Here is a 14,392-nt window from a genome sequence, read left to right as displayed (position 1 = left end):
TCACTAAAGGCTGCTTTGAGGGTTATGTGGCACCACGACCACCGGTGGTACTGGCACTCTCAGGTAGTCTCTTTGGCGACGGCAAAGTTCGAAGCATTTGGGGGGCATCACTGCGCGCTCAACTCCCACAACACATCCAGTACATGTTGCGTAGGCCGCTCGATGTCCAGACTGCGGTGGGCGATACCCAGTTGACGCCACAACAAGGGCTTTAATGGCCGCATGACGATCCGGGTATCGGGCAATGGCGTGGAGGCCTCATGGGGCAACAACGTCGCACCATATCCCGCCGCCACCAGGCTTTTGATCGCATCGTTGTAGTTCAGTTGAATGCGCGGCACAGGCTGTCGGCCGTCACTGGCGAACCACTCCGACGTCAAGCGCGAAAGGCGAGTGGTGGTGTCATTCAAAATCAACGGCTGAGCGGACAGCCAACCGGGTGTCACGGTATCCGGGCATTCCCAGCGAGCCGGCAAGAAGGCCATGACCGGGTCCCGTCGCCACGGCTCGATCCGCAAGCCCTTCACCGGCGACTGCGGCAGCGCGACCAGACCGATCTCCAAGGAGCCCTCGGCAAGCTTCTTCAAGGTTTCCTGGGAGGTGAGCACCGCGACCTGCACATCGATCGCGGGGTGGCGTTGGCTCAACGTGTCCAAAGCGTTCGGCAGCAACTGTGCGATGGCCCCGGTGGAGGCGCCAAGCCGCACACGTCCGGCCAAGCCCTGTACCTGACGCTCCACGTCCTCTAGCGCCTGTTCCGCATCCGCCAACAGGCGCCGCGCGCGCTCCACCAGGGTGTTCCCTATTGCTGAAGGCTGAACGCGCCCACGTGTGCGCGACAAGAGCTTGCCACCCACCCGCGACTCCAGGTCGGCGATATGCAGGCTGACAGTGGGTGGCGCAAGATGCAGCACACGCGCGGCTTCGGCAAACGATCCCAGGTCGGCAATCGCCACCAACGTACGCAGTCGGTCCAGACTGATTTCCCGCATAGGAGCCCTTGTTCAGAAAAACTGAATTCCAGCGTTAATAAATTCAACTTTTCCTATCTTAGCGCGTCGCTGAACATTGGAACTCCTGATTTTCAATGTTCGAGAGCATGCCATGGCAAGTTCCCTTGTATTCATCGATGGCGACCAAGGCACCACCGGGTTGCAAATCCATCAACGTCTGCGCGACCGGAGCGATCTGCGGCTGCTCACCCTCAGCGCCGACTATCGCAAGGATCCGCAACGCCGCGCTGAAGCCATCAACGACTGCGACATCGCAATGCTTTGCCTGCCCGACCCGGCCGCGCGCGATGCGGTAGCGAGCATCAAAAACCCAGCTGTCCGCGTGATCGATGCAAGTTCCGCGCACCGTACCCATCCAGACTGGGTCTACGGTTTCGCGCAGATGAACTCGCAGCAGGCCAGACGAATCGCCACGGCGCGGCGGGTCAGCAACCCCGGTTGCTATCCCACGGGAGCGATAGGGCTGCTACGCCCACTGCTGGAGGCTGGGCTACTGCCCACGGACTACCCGATGAATATTTACGCCGTGTCGGGCTATTCCGGAAAAGGGCGTGCCGGCGTACAAGAGTATGAGGGGGAGGGCGCATTGCCGGCGCCGGCGTTTCAGGTCTATGGGCTGGGGCTGGCGCACAAGCATGTTCCGGAGATTCAGCAGCAAAGCGGGCTGACGGAGCGGCCGATGTTTGTGCCGGCCTATGGCGCTTTTCGGCAGGGAATCGCGCTGACCATACCTGTGCAGACCCGCTTGTTGGCGCCTGGCGTGAGCGCGGTGCAGTTGCATGCGTGTCTGGCCCGGCACTACGCCGATGCGGGCCATGTACACGTGATGTCGATGCAGGAAGCTAAGGAGTTGACGTTCCTCGATCCCCAAGCGCTTAACGGCACAGATGATTTGCGCTTGTCGGTGTTCGAGAACGATGAGACCGGGCAGGTTTTGCTGGCTGCGGTGTTTGACAACCTTGGGAAGGGCGCCGCTGGCGCGGCGGTGCAGAATCTGGACCTGATGCTTGCAGGCGCATGACCGCGCCACTCAGCGTGCTGGCCTGCCTTCTTCAATGGGGAGAGAAATATTCTGTTTTGGCATGAAAAATCGAGCAAAGAGTTCAGATTGTGACTTGATGTTTAACTTTGCGTAGATGTTGCGGCGGTGAACTTTTATGGTCTCCGCCGAGAGGGACAGCTTTCCAGCTATTTCTTTGTTGGAGAAACCGCTGAGTAATAAACGGAGTACGTCACTTTCGCGTGCGGTAATTTGTGTGCCAAGTTGATTGACCGTTTCTGGCCACAGCGGCGGCTCGCTCAGTGTCTTCTCTACATCAATTTCAAAACCCATGCGCTGATGCATCAATGCAATCACCCACGGCTTGATAACATCAAGGATGGTTATTTGCTCTTGGCTAAAGCGGACTTTGCTGCCGATGGACATGCATAACGTTCGGTCGGGGTCGAGTTGGACATTGTACTGGGCCTCATCCATGGAGATGTATTGGGCAAAATATTGATGGTAATACTCGGTTTCAAGAAAGTATTCCGGTGCAATGTCCAATAGGTGGAAGAAGCCACTTTGTGGGTTTTCCCGATTGGCTATATAAAACGGATCCAGCAAGTAAAGACCTTTCACATAGCGATGAGTGAATGCGTCGACTTCTTCCGCATCGGCGACCTCAGGAAGGCTGACGACCTGCACGTGTTGATTGCTGAAAATCAATACAACCCAATTATCGATCTGTACATATTCATTTAATGTGCGAACCAGTGAACTCCAGAAATCTGGGCGATTCAGCTGCATGATCAGCTTCCCAATCGATCGATGCCAAGCCAGGCTATGGAGGTCAAACGGCATTTTCTACCCCTTTAGGGTTAGGAATTATCAGGTCAAAGGTAAGTATTCGTAGGTATTTACTATTCGGTAACACCCGGTATATTCGCTGCCAGGGTTTACGATGGCCATGAGGGCATATCGTCTTGACAAGGATGTTGCATGAGAAAGTCACATTTGCGAACCATTTTTTCGGCCTCGCTTCTCTGTGCAGGGATAAGCACTTCAGTGGCGGCTGTAGAGCCCGGGATCTATCTGTATAACTGGTTCGGGTTGCTTGCGCCGGAGACGCCAAAGGAGTTTGAGCAGGAAACTGGTACGAGCGTGCATATGGATGCGTTCGACAGCGCTGAAATCATGCAGAGTAAGGTCATGGCCGGGCGCACCGGATATGACGTGGTCGTGGCGACTTCCAATGTGTTGCCAAGCCTGATCCAGGCGGGCGTTCTCCAGCCTTTGGATCGTCATCAGCTGAGTAACTTTTCACATATCGACCCTGACATCCTGGCCCAACTCGCGGTCAATGATCCTGGTAACCGCTATGCGGTACCCTATTTGTGGGGCACTACCGGCATTGGTTATGACGTTGACAAAGTCAGAGCGGCATTGGGTGATAATGCTCCGGTAAATAGCTGGGATCTGATCTTCAAAGAAGAAAATATCAGTAAGCTACAGTCGTGTGGCGTGGCAATGCTTGATTCGCCAAGCGAGATCATTTCGATTGCCTTGAATTACCTTGGACTCCCCAGCAACAGCAAGAACCCGGATGATTACCAGAAAGCTCAAGCGCTGCTGTTGAAGATCCGGCCTTATGTCCTTTATTTCGACTCGTCCAGAATCGACGCCGACCTGGCTGACGGCAATATTTGTGCAGTGGTGGGATGGGCCAATGGTGCCCTGGCGGCACAGGCCATCAACGAGAAGGCCAATACGGGACGCAAGATTACCTACAGTCTTCCCCGCGAAGGCGCGTTGTCCTGGTCGGAGAATCTGGTTTTGCTAAAAGATGCGCCTCATCCCAAGGAAGGCATGGCGTTCATCAATTATATGTTGCGACCGGAAATTATCGCCAAGACCTCAAACCACACGCTATACCCTAACGCAAATAAGGATGCCGCCGAGTTTGTCGAGCAGAAGCTGCGAGACAATCCCTGGATTTATCCAGACAAAAAGACGATCGCGACACTTATTCCACTTGAACCCCTGCCATTGAAGCTGGAGCGCATCCGCACGCGGATCTGGACCAAAGTGAAGAGTGGCGTGTGATCCGGCTTTGATTTGCATGTCTGGAAAGTAAGACGTAAACGCCGATATACAGGGCGCAGGGCTGGTTAGCCAATACCTGTCAACTCATCAGTCCGGTGTCTTCCGGTCCATTGCGCCGCCCTATGTAAAAAGAGAACAGTGGATGTTCAGCCCAGCCAATCAAACGCAGTTCAGTTTGACCATCAACGGTTTTGAGCACGATGTTCAAGTGCTCGCATTCACTGGAGAAGAGGGAATCAGCAGGCCTTACCTCTTCAACGTGGAGTGTGTTAGCGAACGGTCTGACCTGGATCTTGCAAGCCTTTTCGACAAAGAGGCTTTTCTGACGTTGGGCGCTACGGGCAACGGCATTCATGGACGGGTCTACCACATCGCACAAAGCGGTCATGGCCCGGGTTTGACACATTACAGCCTGGCCCTCGTACCGCACCTGTCCTACTTGCGGCACCGCATCAACCAGAGGATCTATCAACAGTTCTCGGTGCCGAGAATCGTCGCCTTGATCCTGGAAGAGCACGGCATTCTGGGCGATGCCTATCGGTTTCGCCTGGGGGCGACCTACCCAGAGCGTGAGTACTGTACCCAGTACGGCGAAACGGATTTGCACTTTATCCAGCGCTTGTGCGAAGAGGAGGGTATCCACTTTCACTTCCAACACAGCGTTCAAGGCCACGTGCTGGTGTTTGGCGATGACCAGGCGATTTTCCCCGGGATCGGACAGCCCACTGCTTATGGGCAAGCGCGCGATACGGTGACCAACGAGCCGCTGATCAAGCGCATCAACCTGCGTCTGGGGCAGCTCCCCCGTCGTGACTCGTACCGCAACGATGATGTCGAGCAACACCTGGACATTGAAGACGATCACAGGCTGGAGCGTTTCACCGGTCATGAGCACGGCGAGCAGAGACGTCTTCGCACTATGGAGCGTCGCCATGCGGCTTATCGTCAAGCCGAAGGGCAGAGTGACCAGACTCGCTTAGCCAGCGGCCATGTGCTGGAAATCTCGGGTCATCCGCGCCAGGAGTGGAACGCCCTATGGCTACTGACCCAGGTCATCCACGAAGGTCGGCAACCACAGGTATTGAATGAGGATGTCGCCGGTGGCAACGCTGCGCATGAAGGTGACTTCCATCAGGGTTACCGCAACCGCTTTATCGTTCTTCCATGGAATGTGTCCTATCGTCCGTCGTTGGCCCACAAGAAGCCTCGGGTGCCAAGCGACCAGACGGCTGTTGTCATCGCCCTGCAAGACGAAGAGATCCAGAGTGATGGGTGCTTGGCAAGGATCAAGGTCAAGTTCCCTTGGGACCGCGACGACAGATTTGATGACAAGAGTCGGTGTTGGCTGATGGGACCCTCCGATTGGGGGTGTGAAGTCGGGCCCCTGCGGACGGGCATGGAAGTCATGGTTACATTTCTTGAAAACGACCCCGATCAGCCGCTGATCAGTGGTTGCTTGTGTTGTCGCTAAGGCGGGCTTGCCGCTACCTTCGCCATTGTTCAGTGCTCCACGGACGTACCCTTTCGATTGGTGCGGCGCTCTGTATTCAAGTTTTCGGTATCGAAGAATCGACACCGCTACCATGATGGAATGCGCCGGGATTTTGCTATTGATGGGAGTACAGTTTCGCAGCATTGGCAAAGCCTTTGGCTCTGAAAATAGCGCTGCCTTCGCCGAGGCTGCCGTCATTGCTCACGAGATAAACCTCGTTGGTGTCGGGCTTGAGCGCCATGCTCGTCGAGCGAAGAAAGTGGCCCTTTTCGCGCCCCGGAATCAAGATCTGGCCGATGGGCAAGCCGTTAGGATTGAGTACCAGCACGCGGCCTTGGCTGTACAGGGCCACGTACAGATTGCCATCTTGATCGACACGCATTGAGTCAGGTGATGGGCCGCTAAACCGGTAAACAACGGCTTCCCCGAAGGGAGCGATTGTCTTGGCATCTTTCAGTTCGATTCGGTGCAGCAGCCCCGTCGCGAACTCAGTGACCCAAAGGGTCTTGCCGTCGGGAGAGAGCGCAATGCCGTTGGCGATCGCGAGATTGGGCAGGATCGAGACGATTGTCTTGCCGCCAGCTGGGACGTAATAGACGCCGCCGGTGGGCTGAGTCGATGTACCCTTGAAATCGGTGAAATAAAATCCCCCTGTGCTGTCGAAAACGAGGTCATCCACCAGATGGTTTTTGCTTGCCGGGATGATGACTTGCTTTCCTGAGCCGTCCGGTTTGTAGGCTGTCAGGTTGCCGGTATTTTTGAAATTACCCAGCCCTGCCACAAACAATCTGCCGTCTTTATGAATAGCCAGTCCCGCACTTCCCAGCGCGTTTTTCGGCACAACGACACTGAGTTTCTTGTCGGGATCGACCTTTAGAACCTGCCCCCCGAACACCTCGACAAACAGCAAATTGCCGGCCCTGTCGAACGATGGACCTTCCAGTTGCAGGGGGCCGTCGGACACCTTCAGCCACAGATCGGCTGTCACCGTCGGCAACTCTTTTTCGGGTGATCCAATGGCCTGGAGTTGCTGGCCCTCCGCCGAGTAGTTCAGGGTGGGGATAGCGTCCGCGTGGGCTTGTAGGATGCCAGCGCTGAAGGCCAGGCACAGGGAAGCCAAGAGTTTTTTGCGCATGTGGGTGACCTTCTTGTTGTTATGTTGGATTGGCTCATGCGTTCAATAGGGCGACGATGGCGGGCACCGTCAGTACAGCGGTGTAATACCCCATGAATTGCACGCCGATGTTGAAGCCAAGGAAGCGCGATAGAAAACCACCCAGCAGGCCGACGGTGACAATGACCAGTAAGCCGAGTGCTCCGCCCTCCCAGATGCCGATCACCAGAATCAGGCCGACAAACGTCGAGATCACCGCTTCGTGACTGATTTTGCGTGAGACGAAGGACGCTGCCCGGTGGGCGTAATTCATCGTGAAGGGATAGGCAATGAGGATCGCCACGATCACCGCCAGCATCCCATAACCCAGAAACTCCCACGTGCTGAGCAGGGTATGGAGGTTGTTGACCTGCCCGGTGGCGGTGTCAACGCTGAAGCGAGGTGGGGCGTTGAACAGCGGTGCGGCCGGCCCTGCGGCGACCGGACTCAACGGCAAGCCAAACGCGATCAACGGGATCAAGGCTTCAGCGATGTATGTCGCTTCAGTGACGCCGTTACGGGCCGTGATCACCGTTGTCAGCCGATGGTAGACATGCTTGACCCGTGACCCGACGAGTTCGCCCATGATCACGGTCATCGCAACGGGGCTGAAGACGAACGTTGCACTGGAGATAATGGCTGTGATCGCAGTCCACAGGCTTTGTTTGCTGTCCAGCACCTTGAGCGGGTTGGGGAAAAAACCGCCCCAGCTTTTAACATCCGCAGACAGCGAGAAGGTGCGCACCTGCTGGCGTCTCATCGTCTCCCGTTCAGCGGGGGCGAGCATTGAAAATAGCGCGGCAATCAGCGGGCCAATGGCGATACCGAGGAAATAGCTGACGCTCAGCTTGACGCCGTATTGTCCGGTGATGCTTTGCAGACCGACGATGACCATCACGAAGGGGACAAGCGCGAGCACCGCCGCAAGTCGCCCCTTGGAAAACCATGCAATGGCGATCGCAGCGAGCAGGAAAACCCATGGGGCGGCGCGTTTGATCGTGTCGCCAAAAGGCGCAAGCATCACGGCGAAAAGCACCGCCGTGGGGACTGCGATCAGCGCCGCGATAACCGCGCCTGAAATCATCTTGCGCAGGGCGACGTGCGGTACACCCAGATTGCGCAGGAAGTTGGCCTCGCGCATCAGGGGCGTTGCCAGGGTGTCGCCGGGGATGCCGAGTAATGCCGTGGGCACGGCGTGAGTCATGTGTTTGGCCACTGCACCTGCGAGAAAGAACGTCAGGACACCGGGCGCAGGTACACCCAACAGCACCACGAGCAATGTGAGTGGGGCGAGGGTGGTGGTTTCATCGCTGCCCGAAATGAGGCCAATCCCGGCGAAGATCACTGCACCTAATATGCCCATCCCGAACGCAATGAGAATCTGCTCCAACAGGGGTGTCATCATGACCGGCCACCGTTGGCCCGGATCGGAGCGACCGGGGCTACCGTTGCGTCCTTTTGAGCGTTAGCGGGGCGGGTGAGGTTTGTCTCGTACTCTGCAAACACCTCATAAAGATCCATTTCACGCAGTTCAGCGAGTGTTTCTGCGGGTAGATCCGACAGGCTTCCAAGGTCTCCGAACTCGTCCTGCAATTCCGATAAAACCTTTGCTCGCCACGCAGGATCTGCCTGGTGCTCTACCACATTGCGGTTGGGTTTGAAGAGCTTTGCACTGATGGTTCCCCCCACCAGGCAGCCGACGATGCCCACCAGCATGGCGTAGGCCTTGGCCATTTGGACATTGTCTACCCACCCCACGAGCAGGTGTTTGGCCAAGAAAAAAGCACCCAGGCTAACGGATGCGCCTATGGCAATGGCGTAAATCAGGTGACGACCGTTTACGGTGTCACCCCATAACTCATAGAGATCGGATTTCAAGGATTCCTCCTGCTGCCCTAGCGAGCTTTTATTGTTATGAACATCAAGGAATGTAGCGGAGTCAGGCCTCTCGTCGTCGTTTCGCCAAGAGCGCCCGTGCAACTCTGGACGCCGTTTCTCGACCCAGATGAGCGTCAATGAACTCCCCGGCGTCAACGACGGCATCCAGGTCGACGCCGTGTTTGATCCCCAGGCCATCCAGCAGATAAAGCACATCTTCAGTGGCCACGTTTCCGGTCGCGCCAGGGGAGTAGGGGCAACCACCCAGCCCGGCCACGGAACTGTCGAACACACGAACACCCATCCCCAGAGCGGTATGGATGTTGGCAATCGCCATTCCATAAGTGTCATGGAAATGACCTGCCAAGGCGTTCACTGGAACCACCCGGGTACAGGCGTCCAGCAACGCTTTGGTGGCCGCGGGCGTTCCTGTTCCAATGGTGTCGCCCAAGCTGATTTCGTAGCAGCCCATCCCATAGAGAGCGGCACTCACGGCAGCCACCGTTTCAGGTTTAACGTGACCTGTGAACGGGCAACCCATCACGCACGAGACATAGCCTCGCACCCTGACGTCGGCATCCCGGGCGCGCACCATGACTGCCTCAAAGCGCTCGAGGCTCTCGGCTATGGAGCAATTGATGTTCTTTTGAGAGAACGCCTCGGAAGCGGCGGCGAATACCGCCACCTCGCGGCAACCCGCTGCCAGCGCTTCCTCCAGTCCGCGAGCGTTCGGGACGAGCGCGGTCCAGGTGACATCCGGCAGGTCCGGCAACGCTTTAAAGACGTCACCTGATCCTGCCATGTGCGGCACCCATCGTTCTGAGACAAATGCACCGGCTTCGAGTGTCCGCAGGCCCGCATTGGCGAGTTTTTTAAGCAACTCGACTCGTATGGCGGGGGCGAGCGTCCGGTTCTCGTTTTGCAAGCCGTCGCGGGCACCGACTTCCACCAATCGAACGGACAGGTCGAGATGGCTATTCATCACTCGGCCCGCTTTTGCTTGAGAAGCTCCGCCGCTTTGTCGGAGCGAACGTCGCGTGCATCGACCATCTCTTTGACCAGCCAAGTCACTTCATCGCCTTTCGCGCCGGCTGACAGTGCAATATTTCGTGCATGCAGCGCCATGTGGCCACGCTGGATGCCTTCCGTAGAAAGGGCTCTCAAAGCTCCGAGGTTTTGTGCCAAGCCGACGGCGACGGCGATTTCAGCGAGTTCCTGAGCGGTTTTCACCCCCAGAATGCGCAAGGAAAGTTGCGCCAGTGGGTGGGTTTTCGTGGCACCGCCGACCAGTCCGACAGGCATCGGCACTTCGAGAGTGCCCACCAGATTCCCTTTGCTGTCTTTTTCCCACGTTGTCAGCGAGCCGTAGTGTCCATCGCGGCAAGCGTAGGCGTGAGCCCCCGCTTCCACTGCGCGCCAGTCGTTACCTGTGGCGACGATCAGCGGGTCAATCCCATTCATGATGCCCTTGTTGTGGGTCGCGGCACGGTAGGGGTCGATGACGGCAAAGTTGTAGGCGTCGAGAATGCCTTCGATCACGTCCTCACCTTTATAAGCGCCAGTGGTGAGCAACGCTGGGGCAATACGGACCTGGGCACGGGCCAGGCGCAAGTCGGCGAGGTTCGAGAGAATGCGCAGGCGTACCTTCCCGCCGGTGATTTCCTCCATCAACGGGGCGACGGCTTCTGCCATCGTGTTCACGGTATTGGCACCCATCGCGTCACGCACGTCCACGATCAAGTGAGCCACGAGCATGGGGCCTCTCGGGCTTTGAGCAAAGGTGTGGACTTCGATATCCCGGCAACCGCCCCCTAGCTTATTGAGCAATTGATCCTTGCGGTTTGCCAATTCAATGATGTCGTCTTTGTGACGCAGGAGGCTGAGCCGGGCATTGAAGGGGTCTTCAATGTCTACGATCTGAACTTGTGCGCGCATCAGCGGTTGAGAACTGGACGTCAGGAATCCACCCGCGTCCCGGGCAAGCTTGGCCATGAAAGAGGCAGCGGCAACGACTGAAGGCTCTTCCACGACCAGCGGGACAATGACGTCTCGGCCATTGATCTGGAAATTGCTGGCGACGGCGTACGGTAATTCGAACTTGCCTATCACGTTTTCGATCATGCCATCAGCCATTTCGAGCGGGAGCGCGCCTTCGTCGCTAAGCAGGGCCACGTCAGCGGCCGGGAGGTTGAGCAGGTCTTGAAGGTGATTGAGGCGCTCGGCAGGCGTCAGGCTGCGAAAATTGGGAAGGCGAGAGTCGATGCTCATCTGGAAATCCTGTCGCGGTTGTTGTTTTAAGTTGCAGCCACACTATTCCGCTCTGTGCCTGTAAAGAAGGTACAGTTTGGACAGACAGTACCTAAGCTGTACCCTTGTTGCTGGCACTGGAGGGATTCTCAGCATGAGCAGAATGACCTTGGCTCAGCAGCTCACCGCTTCGTTGGCAGCCCAGATTGACGACGGCACTTATCGCGTGGGCGACCGTTTGCCGTCACTTCGTGAATGCATGCGTTTGTTGGGCCATTCAAAAAATACGGTCATCACGGCGTATGAAGCGCTGGCCTCTCAAGGCTTGGTTGAAGCCAGGCATGGGCAGGGGTTTTTCGTCAAACAAGGCACCTGCGGTCACTACGAACCCGAGGAACCGCCGCCCTATGCCAGGGCGATGGATACCATTTGGCTAATGCGCCAGCAATTCGTCCGTGAGCCTGGGCATTCGCCTCTTGGGGAAGGATTCCCTCCCGTAGAGTGGTTAATGGACATGCGCCTGGACAAGTTCACCCGGCAAATCATGCGGATGGGCGTTACCACGCTGTTCAGGTACGGAAATCGGCTGGGCAATGCCAGCCTGCGCCAGCATCTGGTGCAAAAATTGGCGTCTTACGCCATTAGCGCGAATCCTCGGCAAATCGTCACGACTCACGGTGCAAATCATGGGCTGGACCTGATCATCCGACGCTTCCTTGCGTCGGGGGACACGGTACTTGTCGAGGATCCAGGCTATTACCCTTTGTTTGGCAAGCTGCAATTGCAGGGGGCTCGAATGCTGTCCGTGCCGCGTCTGCCCGATGGCCCGGATCTTGATGCGCTAGAAGCACACCTGCGCCTGCATAAACCGAAACTGTTTTTCATACAGTCCGTTGGCCATAACCCGACAGGGTCTGACATTTCGCCGGGTAAGGCGCATCGACTGGTTCAATTGGCACAGGAGCATGATTTCATTTTGGTGGACGATGACGCGTTGGCTGATTTCAAGCCCGCCGCAGCCATCAGAGTGTCGGCATTGGACCAACTGAAGCGTTCGCTGTACGTGGGGAGCTTTTCGAAATCCGTTTCCGCAGCCCTGAGAGTGGGGTTCATCGCGGGCAGCAAGGAGGTTATCGATGAGTTGGGCGACCTGAAAATGTTGCTGCACACCAGTTCTTCTGAGCTTTGCGAGCGAACGGTCGACGTGGTGTTGATGGAGGGGCATTTCCTCAGGCACTTGATTCGGCTTCAGGAGCGGGTCAAATCGGCTACCGCCGCAGCGTTGCAAATGCTGGATGAGATGGGGGCCGAGGTGTTCTGTCGTCCTGAGCAGAGCCTGTATTTATGGGCCAGGTTTGCTCATTTCGACGATGCCAGGGAGTTGACCCGGCTGCTGTTGCCGAAGGGTTTCATGATCGCTCCCGGGCACATTTTTTCGCCTGAGCAATCGCGTATCAATCCATGGACGAGACTCAATGTGGCTTATCTGAACGACCCGGTCTTCAAGTCCACGTTGCAACAATGGGCGGTGGATGGCGGGGGGCGTTGATGAGTGCTCCAAAGCCTGCCGGACCCGCGAAGCCAAGCCCCGGCGAGCGCGGTGCAATCCATCCACCGACTGACCCCATGACCCACCGGTTCAGCGCACGCGATCACGGCTTTGCGCGGCCAGGTCCAGGGCCTTTTGCATGTCCAGCCGCGCCGAGCGGCCGACGTCTTTGTCATTGAGTTGGTAGCGACGCTCCGACGGCAGGATGGGCGCGGTGAGGTCTTCGGCGTCCATCTGTTCGAAGTCGTGGTTGTCGCCGATGGTCATGGCGCTGCGGCGTAGCAGCATGCGCAACTGCTCGGGTTGCAGTTGCGGGTTGATGGACAGCATCGCCGCCAGCAGGCCCGCGACCATGGGCGTGGCGTAGGACGTGCCGCAATGCACTGCGCCTTGCTGGCCGGCGTTGGTTGTCGAGGCGTGGGCGCAAGCGGCGGCGGTGATGTCGACGCGCATGTCGATGTTCGAGGAGCTGCGCTTGACCGCATAGGCCGGGTCGTCGACGGCGACGCCGGTGCGTTCGCTGCGCTGGTGCCCGCCGACCACCAGCAATTGCTCGGTGATGAAGGAGGAGGGCAGGCGGTATTCGTCACTGCCCGAGAACGAGGAGCCATTGCCGGCGGAGTTCACTACGATCACGTCGGGATGTTCCTTGCGCAGCCAGAGGAAGAACTCTTCCAGCAGTTCTTCGTAGCCGCCCATGGCCAGGCCCGAGCGCAGCAGCGAGTCGACGTCATCGCCTTTGATGTCTTTGGCGCCGACGCGATGGATGCCCCAACTCCAATTGAGCACGCGCACGCCATCTTCCACGAGGTTGACTGAGGCGGCGATGTTGGCGGTGATCCCGGCATCGGAATTACGTTCGACGATGACCTCGAAGCCACCGCTGGCCTTGTCCAGGCCTCGGAGCAAACCGGTGTTGCCACTGTCGTCCCAGCGTGCGGCGAGGATGCCGGCGACGGTTGTGCCGTGGTTGTCCGGTTTGTCCGCATCACGGGCGTAGACGCAGGTGCGCGGTGGTGAGCAAGCACCGAGGTAGTCCGCGAAATCCGTCGTGTCGAAATCCACATCGCGCTCGATCAGGCCGATGCGCACCGGTTGCGGCTGGATGGGCGGCTGTCGCCCGGGGATGCGTCGTTGGTAATAATTCACCGCGTCGAGAAAGCGATTCGCGGCCCATTCGTCAGAGTCCAGGGCCGGTTTCTTCGGCTCTTCAGGCTGGGCAGGGGCCTGCTCGCTTTCTTCGGCCGAGGACTCCTCGGTGACCACGGCATCCACGCTGGTCTCGCTGCCCAGACGCAGGACCAAGGCGTCACGCTGCACCAGATCCTTGGCCGGCAGGCGAAGTTGGTACAGGTTCAGCGGCGCGATGCTACCGACCACTTTCGCTCCGTATTTCTGGGCCAGCCGCTCGGCTTCCTGACGACCATCACGGTCTTCCTCGATCAGCACGCTGACCAGGTCGACGTAGGTGGTCAGGCCGTCCATGTTCTTCGCCACTTCGTCCGGCCCGGCGGCCAGCACATGACTGTTGCGCAAGGTCAGCCAGGCGGCATTGCTGGTGCGGGGGCCGTCTTCCAGCCAGAGCGGGCCACTCTGGTAATCGGCGCTGTCCAGGCGCAAGCGCAGGTTTGCCCCTTCACGCTGGACCGTGTCTGCGGGTAGTGCCTTTGCGCCCAACTTGAGTTGTGGCGTTGCGTCGCCCAGCCCGCGCGCTGTCAGGCACCAGTCCTGATGCTGGCTTTGCAGCAGGTCGCCACAGCGTTTCAGGCTTTCCAGGCGCAGAGGTTCCGGCGCAGCGGTTGCCGTGCCGGCAGCCAGGGTGAACAAGGTCGCGAGGGCAGTGGGTCGTAGGAGCATGGGCCAGGTTTCTTTGTCGAGGGTCCTGTTGCTCCGACTGTTATGGTGTTCGCTTCGTTCAGCGGGATAACGATGCTCGGCGAATACATCTTCTTCAGAAACTCTCGAGGTGGTCGAA

General features: G+C 57.9%; 12 protein-coding genes. 4 read left to right on the top strand and 8 right to left on the bottom strand.

Annotated features, from left to right (window positions below; genetic code table 11):
* Nucleotides 1–107: 107 nt before the first annotated feature.
* Nucleotides 108–992 carry a LysR family transcriptional regulator gene (locus tag ACZ5M5_RS18155; protein WP_060741897.1) on the bottom strand — a complete coding sequence of 295 codons (885 nt, stop codon included), beginning with the start codon at nucleotides 990–992 and terminating at the stop codon, nucleotides 108–110.
* Nucleotides 993–1,104: 112 nt separating this feature from the next.
* On the opposite strand from ACZ5M5_RS18155, the gene argC reads away from it, so the two are divergent.
* Complete coding sequence (argC, locus tag ACZ5M5_RS18150) at nucleotides 1,105–2,034, top strand: N-acetyl-gamma-glutamyl-phosphate reductase (RefSeq protein WP_464737734.1); 930 nt, start codon at nucleotides 1,105–1,107, stop codon at nucleotides 2,032–2,034.
* 9 nt (nucleotides 2,035–2,043) lie between these two features.
* On the opposite strand, the gene ACZ5M5_RS18145 is transcribed toward argC, so the two are convergent.
* Nucleotides 2,044–2,856, bottom strand: a complete 813-nt coding sequence (locus ACZ5M5_RS18145) for a response regulator transcription factor (protein WP_060741899.1) — start codon at nucleotides 2,854–2,856, stop codon at nucleotides 2,044–2,046.
* 138 nt (nucleotides 2,857–2,994) lie between these two features.
* Between ACZ5M5_RS18145 and ACZ5M5_RS18140 the strand changes: the two genes are divergently transcribed.
* Nucleotides 2,995–4,098, top strand: coding sequence for a polyamine ABC transporter substrate-binding protein (locus tag ACZ5M5_RS18140; protein WP_060741900.1), 1,104 nt, complete (start codon nucleotides 2,995–2,997; stop codon nucleotides 4,096–4,098).
* 142 nt (nucleotides 4,099–4,240) lie between these two features.
* Nucleotides 4,241–5,569 (top strand): type VI secretion system tip protein TssI/VgrG, encoded by a 1,329-nt coding sequence (gene tssI / locus ACZ5M5_RS18135; RefSeq protein WP_464737733.1) that lies wholly within the window; start codon nucleotides 4,241–4,243, stop codon nucleotides 5,567–5,569.
* A 136-nt stretch (nucleotides 5,570–5,705) separates the two neighbouring features.
* Here tssI and ACZ5M5_RS18130 read toward each other — a convergent pair whose 3' ends face one another.
* The 5 genes from ACZ5M5_RS18130 to ACZ5M5_RS18110 all read right to left on the bottom strand — a co-directional run bounded on the left by ACZ5M5_RS18130 (nucleotide 5,706) and on the right by ACZ5M5_RS18110 (nucleotide 10,889).
* A complete protein-coding gene (locus ACZ5M5_RS18130) occupies nucleotides 5,706–6,725 on the bottom strand; it encodes an SMP-30/gluconolactonase/LRE family protein (protein ID WP_060741902.1) in 1,020 nt (339 codons plus the stop codon).
* 34 nt (nucleotides 6,726–6,759) lie between these two features.
* Complete coding sequence (locus ACZ5M5_RS18125) at nucleotides 6,760–8,148, bottom strand: tripartite tricarboxylate transporter permease (RefSeq protein WP_203225763.1); 1,389 nt, start codon at nucleotides 8,146–8,148, stop codon at nucleotides 6,760–6,762.
* Complete coding sequence (locus ACZ5M5_RS18120) at nucleotides 8,145–8,621, bottom strand: hypothetical protein (protein ID WP_060741903.1); 477 nt, start codon at nucleotides 8,619–8,621, stop codon at nucleotides 8,145–8,147. The genes ACZ5M5_RS18125 and ACZ5M5_RS18120 overlap by 4 nt, the downstream gene beginning before the upstream one ends.
* Before the next feature lie 61 nt (nucleotides 8,622–8,682).
* Nucleotides 8,683–9,603, bottom strand: coding sequence for a hydroxymethylglutaryl-CoA lyase (locus ACZ5M5_RS18115; protein ID WP_060741904.1), 921 nt, complete (start codon nucleotides 9,601–9,603; stop codon nucleotides 8,683–8,685).
* Nucleotides 9,603–10,889 (bottom strand): hydroxymethylglutaryl-CoA reductase, degradative, encoded by a 1,287-nt coding sequence (locus tag ACZ5M5_RS18110; RefSeq protein WP_464737732.1) that lies wholly within the window; start codon nucleotides 10,887–10,889, stop codon nucleotides 9,603–9,605. Before ACZ5M5_RS18110 ends, ACZ5M5_RS18115 begins: the two co-directional genes overlap by 1 nt.
* 133 nt (nucleotides 10,890–11,022) lie before the next feature.
* Here ACZ5M5_RS18110 and ACZ5M5_RS18105 point away from each other — a divergent pair, with 133 nt between their 5' ends.
* Entirely contained in the window at nucleotides 11,023–12,417 is a 1,395-nt protein-coding gene (locus tag ACZ5M5_RS18105; RefSeq protein ID WP_060741906.1) for an aminotransferase-like domain-containing protein, read from the top strand.
* A gap of 90 nt (nucleotides 12,418–12,507) precedes the next feature.
* Here ACZ5M5_RS18105 and ACZ5M5_RS18100 read toward each other — a convergent pair whose 3' ends face one another.
* Nucleotides 12,508–14,274: a S8/S53 family peptidase gene (locus tag ACZ5M5_RS18100; protein WP_464737731.1), complete on the bottom strand. Its 1,767-nt coding sequence runs from the start codon at nucleotides 14,272–14,274 to the stop codon at nucleotides 12,508–12,510.
* Between the last annotated feature and the right edge of the window lie 118 nt (nucleotides 14,275–14,392).

The organism is Pseudomonas sp. Van50 (assembly GCF_055390755.1).
This window is presented reverse-complemented; position numbering and strand designations above follow the sequence as displayed.

What these genes read in the sequence shown, in the direction of transcription:
- ACZ5M5_RS18105 (WP_060741906.1), top strand. Translation starts at nt 11,023, where the DNA reads ATGAGCAGAATGACCTTGGCTCAGCAGCTCACCGCTTCGTTGGCAGCC.
- ACZ5M5_RS18115 (WP_060741904.1), bottom strand. Translation starts at nt 9,603, where the DNA reads ATGAATAGCCATCTCGACCTGTCCGTTCGATTGGTGGAAGTCGGTGCC.
- argC (WP_464737734.1), top strand. Translation starts at nt 1,105, where the DNA reads ATGGCAAGTTCCCTTGTATTCATCGATGGCGACCAAGGCACCACCGGG.
- ACZ5M5_RS18145 (WP_060741899.1), bottom strand. Translation starts at nt 2,856, where the DNA reads ATGCCGTTTGACCTCCATAGCCTGGCTTGGCATCGATCGATTGGGAAG.
- ACZ5M5_RS18140 (WP_060741900.1), top strand. Translation starts at nt 2,995, where the DNA reads ATGAGAAAGTCACATTTGCGAACCATTTTTTCGGCCTCGCTTCTCTGT.
- ACZ5M5_RS18110 (WP_464737732.1), bottom strand. Translation starts at nt 10,889, where the DNA reads ATGAGCATCGACTCTCGCCTTCCCAATTTTCGCAGCCTGACGCCTGCC.
- ACZ5M5_RS18155 (WP_060741897.1), bottom strand. Translation starts at nt 992, where the DNA reads ATGCGGGAAATCAGTCTGGACCGACTGCGTACGTTGGTGGCGATTGCC.
- ACZ5M5_RS18130 (WP_060741902.1), bottom strand. Translation starts at nt 6,725, where the DNA reads ATGCGCAAAAAACTCTTGGCTTCCCTGTGCCTGGCCTTCAGCGCTGGC.
- ACZ5M5_RS18125 (WP_203225763.1), bottom strand. Translation starts at nt 8,148, where the DNA reads ATGATGACACCCCTGTTGGAGCAGATTCTCATTGCGTTCGGGATGGGC.
- tssI (WP_464737733.1), top strand. Translation starts at nt 4,241, where the DNA reads ATGTTCAGCCCAGCCAATCAAACGCAGTTCAGTTTGACCATCAACGGT.
- ACZ5M5_RS18100 (WP_464737731.1), bottom strand. Translation starts at nt 14,274, where the DNA reads ATGCTCCTACGACCCACTGCCCTCGCGACCTTGTTCACCCTGGCTGCC.